The following is a 24,019-nucleotide window of genomic DNA, read 5'->3' as shown; positions in this document are numbered from 1 at the left end:
AATGGAGCGACAATTGTATGCGATGCATAATCAGGTGAGAATCGTGACGGATCAGCCGATTGATGAAGCCGAGTGGGAGGAACTCATCCGTTTCTTTCATTACGTCGATCGACAGTGGTCACGCTTTGATGATCAAAGTGAGGTTAGTCGATTGAATCGTTTGCGGATCGGGGACATGATATCGGTGTCCTTACCGTTAGCCCGCTTACTGGCACGCGCCACACGATACTTCGAACAGACGGAACATTATTTTTCTCCGTTTCTGCTAGCTCAACAACAAGCTAATGGTTACCGGCAATCGTTTCCGTTCACGCAAGCCATCGCTTATGAAGAAACGGCTCCACCGGAAATCGCACCATTCATCATTGAAGGATGCGACGTGACTCGAGTCGGAGGCGGCTTTATCGATCTAGGTGGAATCGGAAAAGGTGCTGCCGCGATGATCGCGGCGCAACGCCTACGAAAAACCTGGAACCGTGGACTGATTGAAGCGGGAGGTGACGTCATCGTCTGGTCTGAGGAGAAACCATGGAATATCACAATTACGCATCCCGAGACCGAACAACGCGTCGCTGATGTGCAATTACGACAAGGTGCGATTGCGACATCGAACCGTGTCTATCGATCGTGGAAGACGGACGGACAGACGCATCATCATTTGTTAGATGGACGAACAGGGCGTCCGACGAGGAGTCCGATTCTGCAAGCGACGGCGTCTGCTCCACAACTCTATGAAGCGGAAGTCATGACAAAGCTTGCCTTTCAGATGACAGAAGCAGAACGTCAAGAAAAATTGTTTCGTTGGTTTCCAAAAGGACGATTACTGATTTTAGACACTACAGGAGAATGGCGAAGCGAACAGAAAGGAGTGAGTGAGATATGGACTGGATGAAATGGTTGTTCTCGACATGGACGATGATTCGCTTGAGTGGCTTAAGCGGACACTTCTTCATGACGATTTCAGTCCTAGCAGGATTGCTTGGTTCCTACCCGGCTCTCAAAAAGCAAAAAGCACGATTGCATCACGTGCACTTATATAGTGGTTGGGCAGGATTGCTCGCAATCGTCCTCCATGCGACGCTCATCATTGTGGATACGTACGCACCACTGACAATCTTCGAGGTCTTGATTCCAGGACAAGCTTCCTATGAACCGCTTTGGAATGCATTTGGAACGATCAGTCTCTACTTATTCGGGTTCGTTCTCGTGACTTCGGATTTCTTGAAGGAGACGCTAGGCAAGACGCTTTGGAAATTGACACATTGGCTTGTTTTACCTGCCTGGCTATTGATGACGGCACATGGTCTTTTCATCGGTACAGATACCGGAACACTATTTACGACGGTTTGGTACGCTGTCTCGACATTGACGATGTTCACACTTGTTCTGTACCGGATGCGGATCCGTCCTATGCAACGGACTCGAACTTCAGCAAAAGAGCGCTCAGTCGTACACTGAGCGCTCTTTTCATTGTCGGGCGAGCCAAGCTGTCCATTCGTTAAAGGCAGCATCCCGATTCTCAATATAGTTGTGATCACTATCGACGATCGCTTCCTCAAACGGACTGTCCGATACCAATAAGTCATGATGGAGCGCCTTGATCGATGTTTCGTCCCGTTCTGACGTCATGAGCAACATCGAGCGATCGGCTAGACGTTCTTTTAGCGTCAGTAAGTTCCATGTCGTATGATGGTGCTTTAACTCGTCAAGTAACGCGTCAGCAGTGGCGTCATTTAGGAAAGCAGCTCCTCGCTCGAGAATACCATGAAGCACAGGCTCGTATTCCGGATGTTCGAGGACGAGCTGACCGACGAGTCCAAAATTAAACGGAGAAATCCCGACATAATGTTCAGCCTCCGGTGTCTCAGCAAAAGCATGAAGACCGGCGAACCCACCCATGCTATGACCGACAACGGTAATCTGATCAGCCTTGATACCGTGTTCAGTAGTGAAAGACTTGGAGCAGACGTAACGTAAAGTTGCCGTTGCGTCTTCCAGAACATGTTGGAATCGGAAGGTTCCGGGACTTCCGATCGTTCCACGATATGACGTGACAAGCACATGGTATCCTGCGCTTTGAAGTTGTACTGCCCAGTCCATGTTTAACTGTTTCCCGGGAAATCCGTGAAAGAGGACAATTAATGGAGCATCCTCTGTATGTTCAGGTGAATAGAGGCGGGCAATCAATTGTTCCGAACCACCGCTTGGAACATGTAAATAGGATAAAGTTGCTTTTTTCGTGATCGTTTCCAAAAAAACACGCTCCTTCATAACCATTTTCTAAGTCTTAGTGTGCGTGAAGATGCACAATCATGCAATGATTAAGTGTATGAACTAAAAAGATGGGATACCCATCTGGGCATCCCATCTTTTGTAAAGCATGGCTTAGAATACTTTTGTCGTCCATGATTCACAGTTCCATAAGTCTGTTGCAACAGCTTCATAGAATTCTGGTTCGTGTGAGATTAAGAGGACGGTTCCTTTGTACTCTTGTAACGCACGTTTTAATTCTTCTTTTGCTTCGACGTCCAAGTGGTTCGTCGGCTCATCGAGTACGAGGATGTTCGATTCCGTGTTCATCAATTTACAAAGACGGACTTTCGCTTTTTCTCCACCGCTGAGTACTTCGATTTTCGATTCGATGTGTTTCGTCATCAAACCACACTTCGCGAGCATGGCGCGGACTTGCTGTTGTGTCAGAGACGGGAACGTATTCCAGATCTCTTCGATACACGTATTCGAGTTCTTCTCTTTGACTTCTTGCTCGAAGTACCCGATATGCAAGTTCTCTCCCCGCTCAACGACACCCGAGACAGCCGGGATTTCACCGAGTAAACTCTTGAGCAACGTCGATTTCCCGATTCCGTTCGCACCGTGCAAGGCGATCTTCTGTCCGCGTTCGATCGTCAAATCAAGAGGACGAGACAGTGGCTCATCGTATCCGATGACAAGACCTTTTGCTTCGAACATCAATTTACTTGGTGTCCGTGCTTGGAGGAAGTGGAACTCTGGTTTTGGCCGTTCCTGTGCGAGTTCGATGACATCCATCTTATCAAGCTTTTTCTGACGTGACATCGCCATGTTCCGTGTCGAGACACGCGCCTTGTTCCGGGCAACGAAATCCTTCAACTCAGAGATTTCCTGCTGTTGACGCTTGAATGCAGACTCAAGTTGTTTTTTCTTCGCTTCGTGGATCGTGACGAAGTTGTCGTAGTCACCGACATAACGGTTCAATTCTTGATTTTCCATATGATAAATCAAGTTGATGACGCTATTGAGGAATGGAATATCGTGCGAAATCAAGATGAATGCATTCTCATATTCATTTAAATAGCGTTTTAACCACTCGATATGCTGGACATCGAGATAGTTGGTCGGCTCATCAAGTAAGAGAATATCTGGTTTTTCAAGAAGGAGTTTCGCAAGCAGAATTTTCGTCCGCTGTCCACCACTGAGCTCCTGTACATCCCGGTCAAGTCCGATTTCATCGAGACCAAGACCGCGTGCGATTTCTTCGACTTTTGCATCAATCGTATAGAAGTCGTTATTTGTCAAAATGTCTTGTAAGACACCGACTTCTTCGAGCATTTTTTCGAGTTCTTCTGGCTCGACTTCACCCATTTTACCGTACAAATCATTGATTTCCTGTTCGATATCGAACATGTACTGGAATGCACCTTTGAGAGCATCCCGAATCGTTAATCCTTTTTCAAGGACAGCGTGCTGGTCTAAATAGCCGACGCGCACATGCTTCGCCCATTCAACTTTCCCTTCATCCGGCTCAAGTTGCGACGTGATGATATTCATGAACGTCGATTTCCCCTCACCGTTCGCACCAACGAGACCGATGTGCTCGCCTTTTAACAGGCGGAAGGAGACATTTTCGAAAATGGCGCGGTCACCGAATCCGTGACTTAAGTTAGATACCGTTAAAATACTCATAATTGCTCCTTATTTCATGAATTCCTGTGACTTAGACGCCTGTCCGTTTTTTCTGGTTATTCGCTTTTTTCGTCTGTTGGCTCGTCAATTGTTTCGTTTGTGTTCCTTGTAAGCCAGTCGGACGTTTAGTTTGCGCTTGTTTTTTTGCTTTCAAGCGCTCGATCATTGCCTCTTGCAATGATAGTTTTTTTGGTTGTTCACTCATGTTCGTTCACCTCGATTGATTCGTTCTTACCTTCTAGTATGCCAAAAAAAACGTCTCTTGGAAATGAAGAGACTCGATTTTACATCTCAAAGTGTATCTGCAAGATAGACGACATAACAATTCCGATCGATATCAATTTCACAGCTGTCACGCTCAAAAATACCGTGTCCTTCGACTTCAATCTTGTCTTTGATCAAAAAACGCATCGCTTGGATGTGATTTGGAACCGTTGATGTCTTTAAAAGCGGTTGGGCGCTGTCGGATAGATACTGTCTGAATTCAATATGAATTTGATGCGGTGGATAAACACGTTCTTCCGTCGCACGCGGTGATGCTTTGATGTGGTCGACAATCAATTGATCGTATTCACCTGCCATCTCATTGGAACGAAGCTCGTATTGATGTCCTTCGATGATATGGAATTCGCAGAGTTGGTGGGCGATGATTTCTTCCGGTTCGATCGCATAACGATCATATTGATAGATCGGCTGGAATTCACTATTTTCTTCAACATAGTAGGCAAGTGACATGCGTAAATCCTCCTTTTCATTCTATAGATACTATTACCACATTTTGATAAAAAAAGTTCCGGCAGAACAAAGAAACTTTTCTCTTCGAAAAAGCGTATACTATCCATAACGAGAGTAAAAGGAAAGGGGACTGAGAAGGTGAATTGGATGAAACAAGCTACACTAGCTGCGACACTGTTGATCGGAACGACATTAAGTGGGTGTGGATCGGATGATGCGCGAGCGGAACGACCAGATGATCCGGATTGTGATGACTATGAATATGATAACGATGAAGGTGTCTGGTACTGTGATGATAGTTCGTCGACTCATTCAGGCTACTATTACTGGGGTGGTAGTTATTTCGCTTCACGTGCCTTGATGCACAGTGCGATGCGAACGAAAGGATATACGCCGAAATCGAAAAAAGTAAAGAGTTACAATACGAAAACAAAAGGATTCGGAACGGGCTCGTCCTCCGGCTTTTTCGGCGGATGAATAAACGACAGACCTTTTATGGAGACATCGATCATTTTTGGGATGTGCTAGACGGGGAACCGTACGCTGTCACGGAAATCATGCCGATCTCGGACAAACGAATCGATCAACTGCATATCGCGGCGCAAGAAGTGTATCGGATATTTGAAAAAGTACTTCCGATTCTTCGCTCAATGGATGATCAGGCACTACTTGAACTTGGTTTCCCAGTCGAAAGTCTTGCCTTCTTACGACTCGAGACGATGCGACCGCTGACCGTCATCGGGCGCTTTGATTTCATTGTGACGGCTGATCGCATTTCACTCATGGAATGGAATGCCGATACGCCGACCTTCATTAAGGAAGTATTTGAAGTCAACGATGTCGTAGCAGAGAAACAAGGATTTAAACGTGTCAATGATGGAGAAAACGAATGGCTCAAGGAAGCTGTCCGTCGTGCAATCGAAGCAGCGACATATCGGACGAAGCAGGATCCGCATGTTGTATTCACTTCACATGGCGACCATATCGAAGATCGGCTGACGTCTGAGTATTTGCAGTCGTTCTGGAGTAGCGCGGTCTATTGTCCGCTTGATGCACTAGAGATTCGCCCGGAAGAGGGCTTGTACGATGAGACAGGTAAAAGAATTGATATTTTATATCGGCAAACCTTTCCAATCGAGATGGCTTTGCTGGACCGGGATGAAGAGGGGCGAAACCTAGGACAGTTATTGTTGCAACTTGTCGAGACGGGGCGGCTAGAAATCATCAATCCACCGTCTGCTTTTTTAATGCAAGCCAAGTCGGTTCTTGCGTTGATCTGGATGTTACACGAAACCAAGCATCCATACTTGAGCGAAATGGATCATACGATGATTGCACGTTATTTTTTACCGACATACTTATCAGAAGATGCATTCATCTCAAGCCGACAACCGTTCGTCAAGAAACCGATCTTTGGACGCGAAGGGGACACTGTAACGGTCCATGACGGACAGGGAGAAGTGCTGCTAAAGAATGAACAGCATACGTTTCTTGATCAACCGGCTGTCTATCAGGCGTATCGAGAATTACCGATGTATCCACTTCAAGAAGAGGGAGACGTCGCGTATATGTACGGTGTTTTTATTTTAGGTGGAAGACCGAGTGCGATTGGTGTACGTGCTGGAGAACGGATTACTGGGAATCGTTCCTATTTCGTACCAATCGGTCGACAGCATGAAGGAGGGAGAAACATATGAGAGCAGCCATTTTAGGAGCATCCGGTCTAGTTGGCCAAGAACTCGTAGACCGTTTGTTGGCAGAAGAGGCATATAGCGAGGTACATGTTCTTGTTCGCCGACCGATACGCCGTTTTCATCCGAAACTTGAAGAATGGGTGATTGATTTTGATCGTGTGACAGAAATCGAATTGCCTGTCGTTGATCACGTCTACTGTGCACTAGGTACGACGATTAAACAAGCAGGCTCGCAAGATGCATTCCGTCTAGTTGATTATACGTATCCGGTTGAACTTGGTCGTGAACTGTTAGATCTCGGTGCGACACGTTTTGCTTTGATTTCAGCTCTTGGTGCTCATCCGAATGCCAAAACCTTCTACAATCGCGTAAAAGGGGATACGGAAAATGGACTACGCGTACTAGGATACGATGCATTACTAATTTTCAGACCTTCGCTCTTGTTAGGAGAAAGAGACGAGTTTCGTTTAGGCGAACAGGCAGCTGCGAAAATTTCGACGGTGTTACGACCGTTATTAAAACGCAGTGCCATCGCTCCGATCGAAGCCGGTCAAGTCGCTGCGGCGATGATTCATGAAACGCTACATGCGCCGCCTGGAATTACGATCATCGAATCAAAACAGATGCAATCTTGAGCAGCCGACTTGTCGGTTGCTCTTTTATTATTCTTGTAATATAAATAATATTTGACTCATCAAATGATTTGCGGTTGAATGGTAAAGTGCTGTCTCATATATAAAAAAAGAAGTGAGACAATTCAGGCAAAACAGTGTATTCGTATCCTATCTGTTTCGTCACGCTTATCGTTTGGGGAAAGCGGGAAAAGATGATGGATTATGCACTTATTCAGGGCAGATGAAAGGAGCCAATCATATGGCAGAGTTTGATCGCGATCAGGTCTATAAGACCGTTCCGCAAAAAGGATTCTTTGGAAATCCGAAAGGGTTATTCACCCTCTTCTTCACCGAGTTTTGGGAGCGTTTCTCCTACTATGGTATGCGTGCCATCCTTATCTTCTATATGTACGACTCAGTCGCAAATGGTGGTCTAGGAATTGACAAGACGACAGCTGCGTCAATCATGGCCGTTTACGGTTCACTCGTCTACATGTCTGGGATCATTGGTGGATGGGTAGCTGACCGTTTGCTCGGTACGTCTCGAACTGTATTCTATGGTGGTATCTTGATAATGCTGGGGCATATCGTTCTTGCTTTACCAGCAGGCATTACGGCACTCTTCGTCTCGATGGGACTCATCGTCATAGGTACCGGTTTCTTGAAACCGAACGTATCGAATATCGTCGGAGATTTGTACAGTAAGACGGATAATCGTCGTGATGCTGGATTTAGTATCTTCTACATGGGGATCAACGCTGGGGCATTCCTTTCACCACTCGTCGTCGGTGAAGTGGCTGACCGTGGTGGGTACCATGCTGGTTTCGCACTCGCCGCCATCGGAATGTTCGCAGGACTTATCGTCTTCGTCCTGACGAAAAAGAAAAACCTTGGTCAAGCAGGTACGTATGTCTTAAACCCATTAAAAGGGGACGAGAAAAAACGCTTCATTACGATTGCGTCGATCGTTGTCGTCGTCATTGCGGTTCTCGGTGTCATTGCATCGATGACAGGATTGTTGACGATTTCTCGCTTTACCTTGATGGTCACGATTCTCGGAATCTTGATTCCCATCGCCTATTTCACAGTCATGCTTCGTAGTCCAAAGATTACAGATGACGAACGATCGCGCTTGATTGCTTATATTCCGCTCTTCATCGCAGCAGCGATTTTCTGGGCGATCCAAGAACAAGGTTCATATGTCCTCTCGATCTTCGCAAGTGAACGGACGAACCTTTCATTCTTAGGATTTGAGATTCAACCGGCATTCTTCCAATCGTTGAATCCGCTCTTCATCATCGTATTAGCACCTGTATTTGCAAGCTTCTGGGTCAAGCTAGGGGATCGTCAACCGACGACGATGCAAAAGTTCTCGTTCGGTCTTCTGTTTGCAGGGCTTTCGTTCATCGTCATGACACTACCAGGTATCCTATTCGGTGTTGAAACAACAGTTAGTCCGCTCTGGCTGACGCTCAGCTTCTTCCTCGTCGTCATCGGTGAGCTCTTCTTGTCACCAGTCGGTTTATCGGCAACGACAAAATTGGCGCCGGCAGCCTTCTCAGCGCAAACAATGAGTCTATGGTTCTTGACGAACGCAACGGGACAAGCGGTCAACGCGCAAATCGTTAAGTACTATAAAGCGGATACAGAGATTCTATATTTCGGTATCACAGGTATCGTTGCCGTCATCTTCGGATTACTCTTATTCGCTTTCGCACCAAAACTTCAAAAATACATGCGCGGCATTCGTTAAGATATTCAAAAAAGACGCTTTCTCGATCGAGAAAGCGTCTTTTTATTAATCATTCGTCCGGATATGGCGTAAGGCCTCTGCAAGCAAAGCGACTAACGTTCCGAGGACGAGACCGTTCGACATCAGTGTCGTCATGAGTGGTGGTAAATCGGCCGTTGCTTCTTTCGGTAACAACAACGCACCGATGCCGACGAGAACTGGAAGACCAACTGTGATCATCGCTGTTTGACGATTCAAATCGCGAGCCGCTTCCGTGACGCCGATGATTGCCATGCCGGCAACGATCGGGGCGACCATCGCATAACCAACAGCGACAGGGATTTTAGCAATCAAACCGACGAACGGTGTCACGATACTGAGGAAGAGACACGTGATATTCGCATAAACGAACGCTTTGCGGTCCGTATTATCCGTTGAGGCGATGAATCCAGCCGTTCCGGAAATAGCAACAGGACCCACTGTACCGAACAGACCGGCGAAGAGTTGTCCGATACCAGCCGTGATACCAGCCGTCCCGACTTGTCCTTTGACCGTTTCTCCGCGCTTCGCACTGATGATTCGTTCAATGACCTTGATGTTCGCTAAGACGTTCGTCATCAAGAGTAACGAGATGATGATAGCAGTCGGTAATAGGCTCCAATCGATATGAATACCGCCGAATGGTAATAGGCTCGGTAAAGTGAACAGTGGACCATCAAAGCTCGGCATCTCAGCACGTCCGATCAGTGCGAACATACTCCAACCGACGAGTAGTGTAATCAATAAAGCATATTGTCGTAAGCGATCACTGCGTTCTAAATAGAGCGAGATCAAGACGGTCAAAATCGAGATGACGGCAGGTAATGCTTGAATCCGTCCGTCTTCGATATTCAACAATCCTTTCATGACGGATCCCGACAGCTGTGCCGACAGCAATAACATATAAACACCAATGACTTGTGGAGTGAAGAGCGGAACTAAGCGTCGTAAGACACCTGTCACCGTCAAGATGATACAGATGATTCCGCTGAGTAAGAGTAAGAATCCGAGCGATTGTAGCGTGTTCGAATAACTGCCGTACAGCGTGACACCAATCGATGAATAGAGAGCGAATACTCCCCACCAAATTCCAGCAGGACCTTCCATGATTGGAAGACGGTGTCCGAGTAGGACTTGAAATAGACTTAAGATGGCAAATACGAATAGACAACGAGATAAAAAGGAAAGCGTCTCGGCACCCGAGAGTTCAAACGATGCTGCGATGGCAAGGGGTGGGGCAATGTTGGTACAGATGATGAATAAAAACCATTGAATCGTAGACACAAGGGTACGCGGCAAAACGTAAATCTCCTTTCGAAAAAACAATAGTGACTTTATCTTAAACCAATTCATGAAAAAGAGATAGGGATGCTTACAATGACTGAAAATTCTATCATTTGTTTTCATATGTGATTTAACACATAATAATGGGTATAACGCTATAGGGAGGGAATGACATGAAAAAATGGAGTAAACGAATCCTTGGAACGATTGTTGCAATACTTGCGCTACTCGTATTTGCCTTTATGATTTGGGCACAATTCGATTATGACGCTTCGCAGCAAGCGGCGTCTTACGTGGAGACGGAAACACCACGTGAAGTCACGTTTGGAAAAGAGACGAGTGACGTCGGATTCATCTTTTATCAAGGAGCAAAAGTCGATGCAGCTGCTTACAGTTATTATGGTAATCAACTAGCGAAAGATGGACATTTTGTCATCATACCGAAGCTACCGTTTCGGATTGCCTTGCTCGATGCAAACGAAGGACTCGATATCGTCGAGGAATATCCGCAGGTCAAAAAGTGGTATCTGATCGGGCATTCACTAGGTGGAAGCGCGGCTTCGACAATCGTCGAACAACATTCGAAGATTAAAGGAATCATCTTCCTCGCATCCTATCCGATTGATTCGATTGATGTGCCCTCACTAACGGTCTATGGTGGACAAGATGGTGTCTTACCAATCGCTGATATCGAAAAAAGTAAGAAGAATGTTCGAAAAGATGCGGTATTCCATGAAATCAAACAAGGAAATCATGCGAACTTTGGTATGTATGGACCACAAAAAGGGGACAACAGGAGCCCATTGACGTCAAAAGAGCAACAAGATGAGGCGTTAGACGAAATCAAACAATTTATCGATATGCCTTGATCGATTCTTTAGGAAGAAACGATTCATCAACCAAACGAAAAAGACGGAGAGATTCCGGCACTGCGTCCGGAATCTCTCCGTCTTTTTTTACGGATTTAACTCAAGCGATGAGCGACTTCATCAAGTGTTGGCAAGGCAGCCATTGCACCTTTGACGGAAGCAGCAAGCCCACCTGAAATCGCTGCGAATCGTCCGATATCATGAAGTTCATCTGCTGACCAAGCGAATGAAAAATCACGTAACGCACACTGATAGAGTAACCCGGACATGAAAGCATCCCCAGCTCCTGTCGTATCAATCGCGTCGACCGTAATCGCATCGATGACAGCCATCGCGTGATCCGTATACAGAATCGACCCTTCACTTCCACGCGTGATAGCGAGAAGACGGATCGGGTATTCAGCTAACAATTCGGCAGCCCCGTCATCAAGGTCTGTTTGTCCTGTTAAAAACGTTAACTCTTCCTCGGCGAGTTTGACGATTTGTGCATCCGGTAGGACGGACCGGATCGTCGTCCGTGCTTCATCGAGATTTGGCCATAACGATTCACGCAAGTTCGGATCATACGAGACAGGCACTTGGTGTTCTTTCGCACGAGCGATAGCTGTTCGTGTAGCGTTTACGGCTTCACCAGTGATCAAAGAGATAGAGCCGATGTGTAATAAATCGACAGACTCGAAGTCCTCTGGTACATGTGTTTCGTGAAAATGCATATCAGCGCGTTCCGCATTGATGAACTCAAATGACCGCTCGCCATCCTGCCCATTCGTGACGAGGACAAGACCTGTCTTTTGTGTTGAATCATGGATGAGGTAATCCGTGCGGACGCCATAGTGATGTAACGTATCTTTCAAGAAGTGGCCCATCGAATCATCTCCGACCGCTCCAAGAAAATAACTGTCTGCGCCTAATCGAGCGAGTCCGACGGAGACATTGGCAGGAGCACCCCCAGGATTTTTTTGAAATGTCATGTTTTCGGCATCAAGAGGAATCAAATCAATCAGTGCTTCCCCTAAACTAAAGATTTTCATACGTAGAACTCCTTTCAAGGTCGGGACGAATCCGTTCAATGTGTAAAGCCATATAACCAATTTCTGATTCAGGGACACGCGTATCGAGTTCGACTGCCAGCCAGTCTCCCATCTGATTCGCACAGGCGTAGGCGTCTGCATAACGGGTTTTGACAGCTGATAGAATTACGTCATCCATGTCGTGTAACGTTTCTCCCTGTTCGATCCGAGCGAGGACCAATTTCATATGCGTGAAGAAACGATAGTACGTCATCGACGATGTTTCGATCGTTTTTCCAAAAAAGACTTCAATCTGTTCACGCAGTTCATTGAGTAACGTGACCGTCTGCAAAGCAGTTGCCATGTTCGGATGAGTCTGGCGTGCATTATATAAGTGAAGCGCGATGTTCGCTGCTTCTTCTTTAGGGAGGGTGACCTGTAACGCGCGTTCGATTTCAAGGACTGCCCATTCTCCGATCGCATACTCTGGTCCATATAAAAGACGAATCTCTTCTGCTAGTCGATTATGCACGACGAGTTGTTCACGTGCTAGCCGTACGGCATGAGCGAGGTGATCCGTCAGACTGACATGAATATAGTCATGAAACGGCGTCTGAAGTTCACCTTCTGCATGCGAGATGATGCGTTCGGATAAGTCGATGATCTCAAGTGGTGTCGTCGTCAGAATCTCTTTGAACTGTTCCGCATTTTCAAACGAAGGGATGAACATTTTTTCGATCTTCGTCGCTTGGATCGGATCTTTTTTCTTTTTTCCAAAGGCGATACCGGGTCCCATGATGATGCGTTCTTGTCCATTTTCTTTAACGACAACTGCATTGTTGTTGAGGATTTTATGAATAATCAGCCTGACGTCCTCCTTTCCAGTCTTTTCTTTATTATAAAGCGAACATAGAGCTTTGCGAACCGACAAATGCGACCACCGAGTCAGTGGACCCGGTTTGGTCGCATGAAGGATTAAGCAGCAATGTCTGTTTCTTTTTGTTTACGTGCATCAAGACGCATCAAGACGACAGTCGAAATAAAAGCAGTGACGACCGCAATCGCGAATCCAACGAGGTAGTTGATCAAATTCGTTGCACCGAGCGGGGCGACGATCGCGATCATCGGGATTCCAGTTAGTCCGTAGGCGTTCGCCGCGACTTGCGTCAAGACGACATAACCGCCACCAATCGCACCACCGATTGCACCGCCGATGAATGGTTTTCCAAGACGTAAGTTGACGCCGTAGATGACAGGTTCCGTGATACCGAGAAAGGCTGAGAACGCAGACGGTAGGGCAAGTGCTTTGAGTTTGACGTTTTTCGTCAAGAAGTAGACGGCAAGTCCGGCACCACCTTGAGCGACGTTCGCCATCGACCAGATCGGTAAAAGGAAGTTCTTTCCGATACTTTTATCGGCAAGTAATCCTGCTTCGATCGCATGGAAACTGTGATGCATCCCTGTGATGACGATCGTCGAGTACAGTCCACCGAACAGGAGACCAGCGATGACTGAGAACTGTTCATAGAAGAAGACGAGTACGAATGAAATGCCTTTTCCGAGTAACGTTCCGATCGGACCAATGACGATCAATGCCAGGAATCCAGTGACGAGAACCGTAACGAACGGCGTGACGAGTAAGTCAAGCGTTTCGGGTGTCCGTTTCCGGACTTGTTGTTCAATCTTTGCCATGACCCAGACAGTTAAGAGAACCGGGAAGACCGTTCCTTGGTATCCGATTAACTCGATGTTCATTCCGAGGAATTTCATGACTTCAGGATCACTGTTCCCAAGTGTCCATGGATTCAAGAGGGACGGGTGTGTCATGATTCCCCCGATGACGGCACCGAGATACGGATTTGCACCGAATTCACGAGCTGCCGAGAAACCGATCAGGATCGGTAAGATGATGAAGGCTGAAGACGAGAACATATCAAGTAGTTGAACAATCGGCGAATCGCCCTCGACCCAACCGAATGCTTTGATCATACCGAGTAATCCCATCAAGAGACCAGCTGCGACAATGGCCGGAATGAGTGGAACGAAGACGTTCGAAAGGGAACGGGCAAGACGGGCGAACGGGTTTAATTTTTGAGATGCAGCCTTTTTAACGTCGAGTGGCTCTTCTCCATCGACTTTCACACCAGCGAGTGGTGCAAACGCAGCGAATACCTTATTAACGGTACCGGTCCCGAAGATGATTTGATATTGACCAGAGCTCGAGAAGGCACCACTCACACCATCCAAATCTTCAAGTGCCGCTTGATCTACCTTTGATTCGTCATGTAAAACAAGGCGTAAGCGTGTCGCACAGTGAGCGGCAGTAATGATGTTCTCGCGTCCACCGACAAGTTCAAGTACACGTTTAGCAGTTTGTTGATAGTCCATCTAAAAAGTCCTCCTTTTTTCGTGAAACACGCTAGATGAGACAAAAAAAGGCAAGACCGAACGACACCTCTCCTAAGAAGGTGTCATTTCGGTCTTGCCAGCCATACTGTCACAATCCGCACTATTGATTTGATTTCATCATAAAGCAGAAAAGAAAGCGTTGTCAACAATCAATTTTCATTTTTTTGAATCCGAATATCAACCTCAACCCCGTAGTGATCGGAAACGACGGGTCCGTGAATCCCATCGAAGACGACACCGACGCGCTCGACATCGATCTTTCGGTTCGATAAGACAAGATCGATGCGTAATCCTTGTTGATTGTCTTCCCATCCATCGATGTTGCCATCGATCGTTTCAATCCCGACCGTTTCCTTAGCAAGCAGAAAAACGTCATGTAATCCTCGTTGCATCATATAGTCATACCCTGTATTTCGTTCTAAGGCATCATTGTTGAAATCCCCGAGGAAAAACGTCCATTCAAGTGGATCCATCCGAGCCATCAAGTGGTTGAATTGTTCCTGGAACGGCTCGACTTCATCTGCCCACCAGCCGAGATGACAGGTATTGAACGTGATGGGTGTTCCGTCGACTTGGATCGTGGCACGGACGATTTTCCGTGATTTCCAATCGAGTGTATCCTGACTACGGCTGACATAATAACTGTCTGACTTCAAGATCGGGTGTTTCGTCAATAAGGCGAGTCCTTCTTCGTATTTATCGTATCCGATATGGGCAAAATCCCAGATGAGGGAGTAGGTTTGACCTTGTTCCTTTAAGGCTTGCTGAATTAAATAAGCAAAATTATCATTACGCACCTCATCATGGACGATCGGTGTATCCATTAATTGACTGACTTCTTGCAGTGCGATGACATCATAATCTTGTGCGAGGATCTGTTGGACGATCTGCTTTAATTTTTCGAGTGGCTGTTCTTCTTGCCACGAATGACAGTTCAATGTGAGTAGACGCATGAGTGATCCTCCTGATTTTTCAAATAAGAAAGGTGAAACTCTTATGAAAGAGCTTCACCTTTAGGTAGTTCCCTAATCTCGCAGGTTTATGCGCCGATCCGGTCTTGGATATCTGATTTTAAGATATCGGCTTTTGGACCGTAGATGGCTTGCACGCCATTGTTCTTAAGGATCAGACCAAGTGCACCGTTTGCTTTCCAGTCCGCTTCTTGTGCGACAAGCGCTGGATTCTTAACGGTGACACGAAGACGTGTCATGCAGGCATCGACGTCTTCGATGTTCTGCTGTCCACCCAGTAAATCAATGATTTGAGAAGCTTGTGAACCATCGGCAGGAGCGGATGTCGCAGCAGCCTCATCTGAAGCTTCAGTAGTCGATACGTTGATATCGTCCAGATAGTTCCCGTTACGACCTGGTGTCGCATAGTTGAACTTCTTGATGACGAAACGGAAAGTAAAGAAGTTCAAGAAGAAGAAGAACACACACACACCGATGAAACGAATTAAGTCACCAATCAAACCAGCTTTTGCAATCAATGGAATGCGTGTCAGAAGTTCGATCGCACCGAACGCATGAATCCGAAGATGCATGACATCCGCTAGTGCGAAGGCAACACCTGTTAGTACAGCATAGATGACGTAAAGAACAGGAGCGATGAACATGAACATGAACTCGATTGGCTCTGTGACACCTGTCAAGAAGACAGCGAGTCCTGCAGATAGGAAGACCGGTTTGTATGCTTTTTTCTTATCTTCATCGACTGACATGTACATTGCGACAGCAATACCGATCAATGAAGCAAGTGATGTGACGACTTGTCCTTCTTTGAAGCGGGCAGGAACGACACTATTGATTAAGTCATTGTATCCTTGTGTGTTACCGGCTTGCTTTAAGTTGACAAGGTCAGTGATCCAAGCGAGCCAAAGCGGATCTTGACCAGCAACCGTCGATCCTTGAGCAGCACCTGTCAAGATTTTGTACGTTCCACCTAATTCCGTGTAGTTCATCGGTACAGTCAACATATGGTGCAGACCGAACGGAAGTAATAGACGTTCCAGTGTACCGTATACGAACGGTGCAATGATCGGTGCAGAATCACGTGAAGAGGCAATCCAGCGACCGAAGTCATTCAATAAGCCTTGAACGAACGGCCAAACGAGTGATAAGGCGAATGCTGCAACAACCGATCCACCGATGACGACGAATGGAACAAAACGCTTTCCGTTAAAGAAGGCAAGCGCATCTGGCAATTTACTGAAGTTATAAAATTTATTAAAGAGAACGGCACCAAGGAAACCAGAGATGATTCCGACGAATACTCCCATGTTAAGCGCAGGTGCCCCTAAAACTGAAGTGAAATAATCTTTTACGATGAGCTCAGAACCAAGCAATGAATCGACCGTTGCTTTTGGATCCGCGATCATGTCAGTGTTGACGCCGAAGATAGCTCCTGTGACACGGTTGATTAAAATGAAGGCGAGTAACGCTGCGAACGCACCACCAGCACGTTCTTTTGCCCATGACCCACCAATCGCGACGGCGAATAAGACGTGAAGGTTCGTAATGATGGCCCAACCTAAATCTTCAACGATTCGAGCAATCGTTTGCATTAACGCGATATCGCCTCCATACATGCCGATCAGTTTCCCGACCGAGATCATGATTCCTGCAGCAGGCATAACCGCGATGACGACCATCAAGGCTTTCCCGAGTTTTTGCCAAAAATCGAACGAAATAGCATTTTTCAAGATCATTCACTCCTTTTTATCTCTTTTTCTCTAATATGTGTGTAAGAACAGTGCAATAATGTAAGCGATTAATGCAACCGTTTGCATATAGAATTGTAAGCGATAACTTTTTAAAAAGCTAGTGTTTTATAAGAAAAACATTCGGAAATTTATTTCAGTGGAAAAATGACAGTTCGGAAAGGTATTCAAATTTAAAAAAAAGAGAAAAAGGCTACAGTGAACATTGTTTGGTTTCAAAAAAGAAAAGATGTTGGGCGGATGAAAGAAGGGATTCAACCGATCGGGCAGTACGGTCAGCGGATTCGTACATTACGAGAACGTCATCAGTTAGATCAGCATACATTAGCTGAATTGACTAAAATGACACTTGAGATGATTCAATGTATCGAAAATAGCATTATGGATCCGTCTTTTTCAATGATTGAGCGGCTGGTCCGTGCTTTGCAGATTCCTGCGGATCATTTGTTACGGCATATTTATATTTGGTCATCTGAAGTCATCTGTCAGCACGATCGTACGACCTTGATCGACATCCCGTCGAGTTAATGGGTATGAAAAAGAGGAACGGTGGAAAAGTCCACTGTTCCTCTTTTGAGCGTTTAACGATTATCGACAGTCTCAGGATAGAGATCGTGATTGAATAGACGATGTTCTGCCATTCGTTCATATTTTGTACCAGGTTTTCCGTAGTTGTAGTACGGGTCAATCGAAATTCCCCCACGTGGCGTAAATTTTCCCCACACTTCGAGGTAGCGCGGTTCCATCAATTTCACGAGATCTTTCCCGATGACGTTGATGCAGTTCTCGTGGAAATCACCGTGATTACGGAAGCTGAATAGATACAATTTAAGTGATTTCGATTCGACGAGTTTTTCATCCGGGATATACGAAATGTAGATCGTCGCGAAGTCCGGTTGATTCGTAATCGGGCAAAGGCTCGTAAATTCTGGTGCATTGAATTTTACGAAGTAATCATTTTCCGGATGGCGGTTCGGAAACGCTTCGAGTACTTCTGGTTGATATTCGAAAATGTATGGAACGGCTTTTTGGCCGAGTAACGATAAGTCGTTTAGATCTTCAGGGCGCATGAATCATTTCTCCTTAGACGCCACGATCGTTCGCGAAAACGAGGGCGTGTAGTTGTGGTAGGACACGTGCGTGATTAAAACGTTCATCACGAGCAACGCGTTCCCAAAGTGTTTTTAAATCGTGTAGCATCCGTGGGGCGATCGTACCTTCTTCGTGCGGATCCGGATTTCCGAGTGATAGATAGAGCGTTTTTAAGGCATATCGCTCTGAAATCATCGCCGCGAAATCAAGATCTGCTTCATCAAAAATGACGATTTTAACGGCACGCTGTTGTTCTGGTAGACGCTTGAAAAAAACATCCAAACGATCAAAATCGATGTTCATGCCACTTGAAGGCGGTTTAGGACTGAGTGTGACGTCATCGATATCAAGTAACCAATTTTGCCAGTAAGAACCTTGTGTCTCAACCGACATCGTGATGTTTCGTTCTTTTAATGCCTCAACCAGCGTACCGATCGAAGCATGAAGTAACGGGTTCCCACCAGAAATCGTGACATGTCCGTAAGAGCCGAGTGCATCGAGGCGTTCCATGATCGTCTCTGCCGTCAAGAGTTCAGGTTTTTCAGAACCATCCCATGTGAAGGCGGAGTCACACCACGAACAGGAATAGTCGCAGCCACCGGTTCGGACGAACATCGTCTTTTGACCGATTGATCGTCCTTCCCCTTGGAACGTTGGTCCGAAAATCTCGAGAACCGGAATTTTTGGCGTTTTCGTTAAGGCACTCATGCTTCGTTCATCCACTCACGACGGACTTCAGCAAAAGCAGTCGGCGTCTCATAAAGTTTGACGAATTCGACACGAAGTCCACGTTCGTCTGGAAGGTGTTGTCCGAGCGTCTCAAAAATCCACGCCGCCATGTTTTCAGCTGTCGTATTCATGTATGGTAATGATTCATTTAAATAACGGTGATCGAGAAGTGGTTCGAGATGTGTTTTAAAGATTTTCTTAAGATCACCAAAATCAAGTGTCATACCGCGGTGATCAAGAAAACCACTGATGCCCATATCGACATGGTACGTATGACCATGAAGCGCACGGCATTTCCCATCGTAATCATATAGGTGGTGTGCTGCGTCAAACGTTAATTTTTTGACGATCATGACGCGAGATTTCGTATAGATAAGCGAGTCGCCAGTCGGGCGCTCGACCGTTTCAGGTGCTTCGTAATTGAATGTCATGTGTGTTGAACCTCCTTGATGTATGCATCTAATCCATTTTTTCGTAATTCACAGGCCGGGCATTCGCCGCAACCATCTCCAATGACGCCGTTGTAACACGTCAACGTGCGATTTCGAACGAAATCAAACGCACCGAGCGAGTCGGCAAGCGCCCACGTTTCTTTTTTGTCGAGCCACATGAGTGGCGTGTGCAGTACGAATGGATAGTCCATTGCAAGGTTCAATGTCACATTCAGTGACTTGATGAAGGCATCACGGCAGTCTGGGTAACCAGAAAAGTCCGTTTCACATACGCCAGTGACGATATGACGGATTCCGCGTCCTTTCGCGAGGACGGCTGCGAACGAAAGAAACAGGTGGTTCCGTCCATCTACAAAAGTAGAAGGGAGACCATCTTCGTTCGTCGTGATGGTTTGGCTGTGGTCAGTCAAGGCGTTACTCGTTAGTTGACTGAGAAGAGAGAGATCAAGCTCATGGTGTTTGACACCGAGCTCAGAGGCGATGTCGCGTGCGACTTCGAGTTCTTGTGCATGACGTTGTCCGTAATTAAACGTCACGACTTCGACTTCTTCGTACTGTTTCAGTGCCTGAAACAGACAAGTCGTTGAGTCTTGGCCGCCACTGAAGACGACAAGAGCACGTTCGTTTTTCATAATGTACACTTCCATTCCTAGTTTTTATAACGGAGGAGGTTACGAACTCCGGAGACGTAGTCTCAACTATTCACACTAGCAGAAGCCATCAAAAAAGTCGACGTTTTCTAATGAAGGCCAAAAAAGAGATGCTGATTGTCGCTCGGACGATCGGCATCTCTTAATAGGAAATTACAGCGGATAGTGGTAATAGCGTTCTTTGACGAGCAGGTCACGGATGTTCGAGTCTTCCGAGATGACTTTCATCAAACCACCTGTTTGAGAAGCGTGTGCTTCGAGTGCCTTGATCTTTTGATCCGTATAGGCACTGACATCGTGAATGAATGTTCCTTCTCCAAGCTCTTCTTTCGTATTGTTCGCAAAAGCGACCGCAAGGAACTCAGGGCGATCGGCAGGATCCATCATCCGAAGGGCACGAACGACGGCGCGAGCTGTCGCTTCGTGATCGGGATGGACCGCGTAACCCGGATAAAATGAAATCAAGCGAGTCGGGCGCGTTTGTTGAATCAAGGTAAGGATACGGTCAGCAAGTGCCGCTTCATCCTCGAATTCAACGGTCTTATCGCGAAGTCCCCACATTTGGAGATCCGAAATCTTCATTTTTTCAGCTGCATCGATCAACTCACGTTTACGAATCGTTGCGAGCTGTTCCCGGTTCGTAAAGACAGGGCGTCCCATGTTACGGCCCATCTCACCGAGTGTCAAACAAGCATATGTGACAGGACCACGATTTTCTGCGTGCTCGATGATCGTACCAGCAGAACTGAAGGCTTCGTCATCCGGGTGAGGGAAGACGACGAGTAAATGATCTTCGTGTGTCATGCGTCTACCTCCTCTGCACCTTGAGCAAATGGTGTCGGGCTAAGTTCAAAAGCAATCGCAAGACGTCCTTCGACATCGTGACCGGCAATCAACAATTGATCCCCAGCAAATTCGAAATCAGTTAATCCCTCACCGTATAACCAGCCGTGTGCAAGTTTCAAACCGATCCGGTAAGGACCGTTTCCTGTGATCAAACCACGTTCGTAAGTGATTTCCGCATTACGGAAAAACATCCCTGCGCTATGGAAGGTCGGATCTTGGTGCGTCGCGTAGGCACCGTTCGTCGTCTCAACGTGTACGTATAACGGTGTATTCGCATGTTCGTCGATATAACGCTGTATCTCTTGTAAATCAATGGCTTGCATAAATCATTCTCCTCTCCTATACAGAAAGAAGTCCGCGGATATCGCGGACTTCTTAAGCGGATCAAGACTGGACTGTACGATGTGCAGCGTGATCAGTTGGTCCGACGTATTCATTCAAACGGAATGAATGACGAATCGCAGAAGTGATAAAAGATTTTGCTGTACGGACAGCAGCTTCTACCGATGCACCTTTTGCGAGTTCGGCCGTGATTGCTGCAGAGTACGTGCAGCCGGCACCGTGCGTGTACGGTGTCTCGATTCGTTCGTCCTCAATCAGGATAAACTCTTTTCCGTCATAAAGCACGTCAACTGCTTGTGGATGGTCAATCTTACTGCCACCTTTAACAAGAACGTATTGCGCACCTTTTTCATGAATCCGCGCTGCTGCAAGTTTCATTTCGTCTATCGTTGCTGGCGTTTTACCAAGACCCGATAATTGACCTGCTTCAAAGACGTTCGGTGTGACGACTGTCGCAAGTGGTGTCAAGACATCACGAAGTGCGTTCGCTGTATCAGGGTTTAGCACCTCATCCTCGCCTTTACAGACCATAACAGGATCGATGACGACGTTTTGGACGCCGGATGATTTGATTTTTTCGGCAACGGCTTCAATGATTTCGACAGTCGGGAGCATTCCCGTCTTCATCGCATCAACACCAATACCTCCAAGGACCGTGTGGATTTGTGTCCGGACGAGTTCTGTGTCGATTGGGTAAACCGCATGATGCCAAGAGTGATCAGGATCTTGAGCGACGATGACCGTCAAGGCATTCATTCCGTAGACGCCAAGTTCTTGGAACGTCTTTAAATCAGCTTGAATGCCAGCTCCACCACTCGTGTCGGAACCAGCAATCGTTAAGGCTTTACGTTTTGTCATGGGGCATTCCTCCTAAAGAAATAGACAATCCTTCTTGTTCTTCATGATAGCGAATTATGGGAAAAACAACAACTGTCGACGCTTCTAGCGTAGACAAAACCCCACCTATCTTGAATAGGCGGGGTGCGTACTTATTTAATGAATAAGAAGTCGAGAATATAGTAGATCATAGCAGCTAAAGCCATTGAAATCGGCAATGTGATGACCCATGTGATAAGCATGCGTTGCGCTGTTCCCCACTTGACACCTTTCTTACGGTGCGATGTACCTACACCTAAGATGGCAGATGAGATGACGTGTGTCGTCGAAACAGGAAGATGAATCGCCGTTGCACCAAAAATGATTGCTGCTGATGTTAAGTCAGCTGCTACACCATTGACTGGACGGATTTTCATGATTTGACCACCGACGGTTTTGATGATGCGCCATCCACCGACAGATGTTCCGAGACCCATTGCGATCGCACAGGAAAGTTTAACCCAAGTGGCAACTTCGTGATCCGTTTGGAAACCAGACGAAATCAAAGCGAGTGTGATGATCCCCATCGCTTTTTGCGCATCATTCGTACCGTGTGTGTACGATTGTAATGCAGCAGTTGCGATTTGGACGTGGCGGAAGCGACGATTCGTTTTCGCCAAATTTCCTTTTTTGAAGATGATTTTAAAGACTGCATATACGATGAAACCGAGTGTAAAGGCGAGTACTGGTGAAATCAGCAAAGCTTCAACGATTTTCAAGAACCCTTTTGCTTCGATGCCACCAAATCCAACAGAGGCAACAGCTGCACCAGCAATCGAACCAATCAGTGTATGCGACGAACTTGACGGAATTCCAAAGTACCAAGTCAAGAGATTCCAAGCAATGGCTGAAATCAAGGCAGCGATGACGACATAGCTCCCGTGTTCAAGTGTTGACGGGTCAACGATGTCACCAGAGATCGTTTTTGCGACTCCAGTGAATGTGATTGCACCTAGGAAGTTCATCGATGCAGCCAAAATGATGGCATGGCGTGGTTTCAAAGCGCGAGTCGATACAGCAGTCGCGATTGAGTTCGCTGTATCGTGGAAACCGTTGATGAAGTCGAAGCTAAGTGCGAGAATCACGATTATGGCGGTGATGATAAACAGGCTATCCATCTCGTTAGCTCCTCACTTAAGCGTTTTTCATGATGATCGTTTCAATGACGTTAGCTGCGTCTTGGCAGTAGTCCGCGATTGATTCGAGCGATTCATAGATTTCTTTGTATTGAATGATTTTAATTGGATCTGTTTCTGTTGCGAACAATGCTTTGATTGATTTACGGCGTAAGTTGTCACAAATCGTCTCTTGTTCTTTGATTTTAATGACATGTTCACGCATCGGTTGCAATTTACGTGCAACAAGAAGATCCATTGACGTTGCGAGTTCTGAAACAGCGATGTTGATTTCATCAACGAACTTAATCATGTGCTCGTCTGCTTGAACGATATTATAGATTTCGAAAATAGCAGAACATTCTTCAAAGCCATCTAAGACGTCATCGAGTGCGTTAGCGAGTGCGAGTAAGTCTTCGCGATCGATTGGCGTGATGAACGCGTTGTTCAAGTCGATGATCAACTGATGCATCAAATCGTCCCCAGCTGTTTCGAAGTCTTTTACTTTATGTGCAAATTCTTTTACATCCGCGATGCCGTTGATTTTAAAGTCAACGAAGAATTGCGAAGTCGTTTTTAAGTGTCCTGCGATTTCTGATAATTTAACTGCGAATGGATCTTGTTTTTTACTAAACATTTCTTCTGCCTCCATATTAAGAACAAGAATAGAATAGTGAAGCAACTTCACGAGTTCGATTGTAGCAGACGGTATTGTAAAAGAATACATTTATGAAGCGTCTTTACGAAATCTTAATAAATCTTAATATGAAGGTGATTGTAGATTTAATAAATTATCTGACAATAGGAGATTACATGTGTACTTAATTGAAATAGGTTGGATTGCGTTGTGATTACAAGCGAATGTCTTGT

At 46.2% G+C, this 24,019-nt stretch carries 27 protein-coding genes; 8 read left to right on the top strand and 19 right to left on the bottom strand.

The window, feature by feature from the left end; translation table 11 throughout:
• Nucleotide 1: 1 nt before the first annotated feature.
• Entirely contained in the window at nt 2–892 is an 891-nt protein-coding gene (locus tag B3S86_RS13310) for an FAD:protein FMN transferase (protein ID WP_290753572.1), read from the top strand.
• On the top strand, nt 880–1,458 hold the full coding sequence (locus tag B3S86_RS13305) for a hypothetical protein (RefSeq protein WP_035411965.1): 579 nt from the start codon (nt 880–882) through the stop codon (nt 1,456–1,458). The genes B3S86_RS13310 and B3S86_RS13305 overlap by 13 nt, the downstream gene beginning before the upstream one ends.
• 9 nt (nt 1,459–1,467) lie before the next feature.
• Here the strand turns inward: B3S86_RS13305 and B3S86_RS13300 are convergent, their stop codons facing one another.
• The 4 genes from B3S86_RS13300 to B3S86_RS13285 form a co-directional block, all read right to left on the bottom strand.
• Nucleotides 1,468–2,253, bottom strand: coding sequence for an alpha/beta hydrolase family protein (locus B3S86_RS13300; protein WP_035411968.1), 786 nt, complete (start codon nt 2,251–2,253; stop codon nt 1,468–1,470).
• Between the two features lie 132 nt (nt 2,254–2,385).
• Nucleotides 2,386–3,942, bottom strand: coding sequence for an ABC-F family ATP-binding cassette domain-containing protein (locus B3S86_RS13295; RefSeq protein WP_023469741.1), 1,557 nt, complete (start codon nt 3,940–3,942; stop codon nt 2,386–2,388).
• Nucleotides 3,943–3,973: 31 nt separating this feature from the next.
• Nucleotides 3,974–4,147 (bottom strand): hypothetical protein, encoded by a 174-nt coding sequence (locus B3S86_RS13290; protein WP_023469740.1) that lies wholly within the window; start codon nt 4,145–4,147, stop codon nt 3,974–3,976.
• Nucleotides 4,148–4,233: 86 nt separating this feature from the next.
• Entirely contained in the window at nt 4,234–4,677 is a 444-nt protein-coding gene (locus B3S86_RS13285) for a hypothetical protein (RefSeq protein WP_056064819.1), read from the bottom strand.
• 147 nt (nt 4,678–4,824) lie between these two features.
• Between B3S86_RS13285 and B3S86_RS13280 the strand changes: the two genes are divergently transcribed.
• The 4 genes from B3S86_RS13280 (at nt 4,825) to B3S86_RS13265 (ending at nt 8,738) form a co-directional block, all read left to right on the top strand.
• Nucleotides 4,825–5,154 carry a hypothetical protein gene (locus B3S86_RS13280; RefSeq protein WP_035411974.1) on the top strand — a complete coding sequence of 110 codons (330 nt, stop codon included), beginning with the start codon at nt 4,825–4,827 and terminating at the stop codon, nt 5,152–5,154.
• On the top strand, nt 5,151–6,374 hold the full coding sequence (locus tag B3S86_RS13275; RefSeq protein ID WP_290753564.1) for a glutathionylspermidine synthase family protein: 1,224 nt from the start codon (nt 5,151–5,153) through the stop codon (nt 6,372–6,374). Before B3S86_RS13280 ends, B3S86_RS13275 begins: the two co-directional genes overlap by 4 nt.
• Nucleotides 6,371–7,006, top strand: a complete 636-nt coding sequence (locus B3S86_RS13270; RefSeq protein WP_035411980.1) for a hypothetical protein — start codon at nt 6,371–6,373, stop codon at nt 7,004–7,006. The genes B3S86_RS13275 and B3S86_RS13270 overlap by 4 nt, the downstream gene beginning before the upstream one ends.
• Nucleotides 7,007–7,244: 238 nt before the next feature.
• On the top strand, nt 7,245–8,738 hold the full coding sequence (locus B3S86_RS13265) for a peptide MFS transporter (protein ID WP_035411982.1): 1,494 nt from the start codon (nt 7,245–7,247) through the stop codon (nt 8,736–8,738).
• Between the two features lie 45 nt (nt 8,739–8,783).
• On the opposite strand, the gene B3S86_RS13260 is transcribed toward B3S86_RS13265, so the two are convergent.
• Nucleotides 8,784–10,055 carry a purine/pyrimidine permease gene (locus B3S86_RS13260; RefSeq protein ID WP_056064828.1) on the bottom strand — a complete coding sequence of 424 codons (1,272 nt, stop codon included), beginning with the start codon at nt 10,053–10,055 and terminating at the stop codon, nt 8,784–8,786.
• A 158-nt stretch (nt 10,056–10,213) separates the two neighbouring features.
• On the opposite strand from B3S86_RS13260, the gene B3S86_RS13255 reads away from it, so the two are divergent.
• Nucleotides 10,214–10,909, top strand: a complete 696-nt coding sequence (locus tag B3S86_RS13255) for an alpha/beta hydrolase (RefSeq protein ID WP_290753555.1) — start codon at nt 10,214–10,216, stop codon at nt 10,907–10,909.
• Nucleotides 10,910–11,004: 95 nt separating this feature from the next.
• Here the strand turns inward: B3S86_RS13255 and B3S86_RS13250 are convergent, their stop codons facing one another.
• The 5 genes from B3S86_RS13250 to B3S86_RS13230 all read right to left on the bottom strand — a co-directional run bounded on the left by B3S86_RS13250 (nt 11,005) and on the right by B3S86_RS13230 (nt 17,029).
• Nucleotides 11,005–11,940, bottom strand: coding sequence for a carbohydrate kinase family protein (locus tag B3S86_RS13250; RefSeq protein WP_056064831.1), 936 nt, complete (start codon nt 11,938–11,940; stop codon nt 11,005–11,007).
• Nucleotides 11,927–12,769: a PRD domain-containing protein gene (locus tag B3S86_RS13245; protein WP_290753837.1), complete on the bottom strand. Its 843-nt coding sequence runs from the start codon at nt 12,767–12,769 to the stop codon at nt 11,927–11,929. The genes B3S86_RS13250 and B3S86_RS13245 overlap by 14 nt, the downstream gene beginning before the upstream one ends.
• A 125-nt stretch (nt 12,770–12,894) precedes the next feature.
• On the bottom strand, nt 12,895–14,307 hold the full coding sequence (locus B3S86_RS13240; protein WP_290753548.1) for a sucrose-specific PTS transporter subunit IIBC: 1,413 nt from the start codon (nt 14,305–14,307) through the stop codon (nt 12,895–12,897).
• Nucleotides 14,308–14,477: 170 nt separating this feature from the next.
• Nucleotides 14,478–15,281, bottom strand: coding sequence for an endonuclease/exonuclease/phosphatase family protein (locus B3S86_RS13235; protein ID WP_035411996.1), 804 nt, complete (start codon nt 15,279–15,281; stop codon nt 14,478–14,480).
• Nucleotides 15,282–15,367: 86 nt separating this feature from the next.
• Complete coding sequence (locus tag B3S86_RS13230) at nt 15,368–17,029, bottom strand: PTS transporter subunit IIBC (protein WP_290753544.1); 1,662 nt, start codon at nt 17,027–17,029, stop codon at nt 15,368–15,370.
• A 258-nt stretch (nt 17,030–17,287) separates the two neighbouring features.
• Between B3S86_RS13230 and B3S86_RS13225 the strand changes: the two genes are divergently transcribed.
• Nucleotides 17,288–17,575: a helix-turn-helix domain-containing protein gene (locus B3S86_RS13225; RefSeq protein WP_290753539.1), complete on the top strand. Its 288-nt coding sequence runs from the start codon at nt 17,288–17,290 to the stop codon at nt 17,573–17,575.
• A 53-nt stretch (nt 17,576–17,628) separates the two neighbouring features.
• Here B3S86_RS13225 and queF read toward each other — a convergent pair whose 3' ends face one another.
• The 9 genes from queF to B3S86_RS13180 all read right to left on the bottom strand — a co-directional run bounded on the left by queF (nt 17,629) and on the right by B3S86_RS13180 (nt 23,786).
• Nucleotides 17,629–18,117: a preQ(1) synthase gene (queF, locus tag B3S86_RS13220; RefSeq protein ID WP_035412002.1), complete on the bottom strand. Its 489-nt coding sequence runs from the start codon at nt 18,115–18,117 to the stop codon at nt 17,629–17,631.
• A gap of 13 nt (nt 18,118–18,130) precedes the next feature.
• A complete protein-coding gene (gene queE / locus B3S86_RS13215) occupies nt 18,131–18,847 on the bottom strand; it encodes a 7-carboxy-7-deazaguanine synthase QueE (RefSeq protein WP_035412005.1) in 717 nt (238 codons plus the stop codon).
• Nucleotides 18,844–19,299 (bottom strand): 6-carboxytetrahydropterin synthase QueD, encoded by a 456-nt coding sequence (gene queD / locus B3S86_RS13210; protein ID WP_023469724.1) that lies wholly within the window; start codon nt 19,297–19,299, stop codon nt 18,844–18,846. Before queD ends, queE begins: the two co-directional genes overlap by 4 nt.
• Complete coding sequence (gene queC, locus B3S86_RS13205; RefSeq protein ID WP_023469723.1) at nt 19,296–19,952, bottom strand: 7-cyano-7-deazaguanine synthase QueC; 657 nt, start codon at nt 19,950–19,952, stop codon at nt 19,296–19,298. The genes queD and queC overlap by 4 nt, the downstream gene beginning before the upstream one ends.
• Before the next feature lie 171 nt (nt 19,953–20,123).
• Nucleotides 20,124–20,774, bottom strand: coding sequence for a bacillithiol biosynthesis deacetylase BshB2 (gene bshB2, locus B3S86_RS13200; RefSeq protein ID WP_214856686.1), 651 nt, complete (start codon nt 20,772–20,774; stop codon nt 20,124–20,126).
• Nucleotides 20,771–21,139 carry a YojF family protein gene (locus B3S86_RS13195; protein ID WP_035412012.1) on the bottom strand — a complete coding sequence of 123 codons (369 nt, stop codon included), beginning with the start codon at nt 21,137–21,139 and terminating at the stop codon, nt 20,771–20,773. Before B3S86_RS13195 ends, bshB2 begins: the two co-directional genes overlap by 4 nt.
• A 61-nt stretch (nt 21,140–21,200) precedes the next feature.
• Complete coding sequence (gene pdxK / locus B3S86_RS13190; protein WP_023469720.1) at nt 21,201–22,016, bottom strand: pyridoxine/pyridoxal/pyridoxamine kinase; 816 nt, start codon at nt 22,014–22,016, stop codon at nt 21,201–21,203.
• Between the two features lie 131 nt (nt 22,017–22,147).
• Nucleotides 22,148–23,152, bottom strand: coding sequence for an inorganic phosphate transporter (locus B3S86_RS13185; protein WP_035412015.1), 1,005 nt, complete (start codon nt 23,150–23,152; stop codon nt 22,148–22,150).
• Between the two features lie 16 nt (nt 23,153–23,168).
• Nucleotides 23,169–23,786, bottom strand: a complete 618-nt coding sequence (locus B3S86_RS13180) for a DUF47 domain-containing protein (RefSeq protein ID WP_035412018.1) — start codon at nt 23,784–23,786, stop codon at nt 23,169–23,171.
• Nucleotides 23,787–24,019 lie beyond the last annotated feature (233 nt).

It is taken from the genome of Exiguobacterium sp. UBA3968, from assembly GCF_002385115.1.
In the GTDB taxonomy this organism is placed as follows: Bacteria; Bacillota; Bacilli; order Exiguobacteriales; family Exiguobacteriaceae; genus Exiguobacterium_A.
Note: the sequence above shows the minus strand (reverse complement) of the source record. Positions and strands in the feature narration are given on the sequence as shown.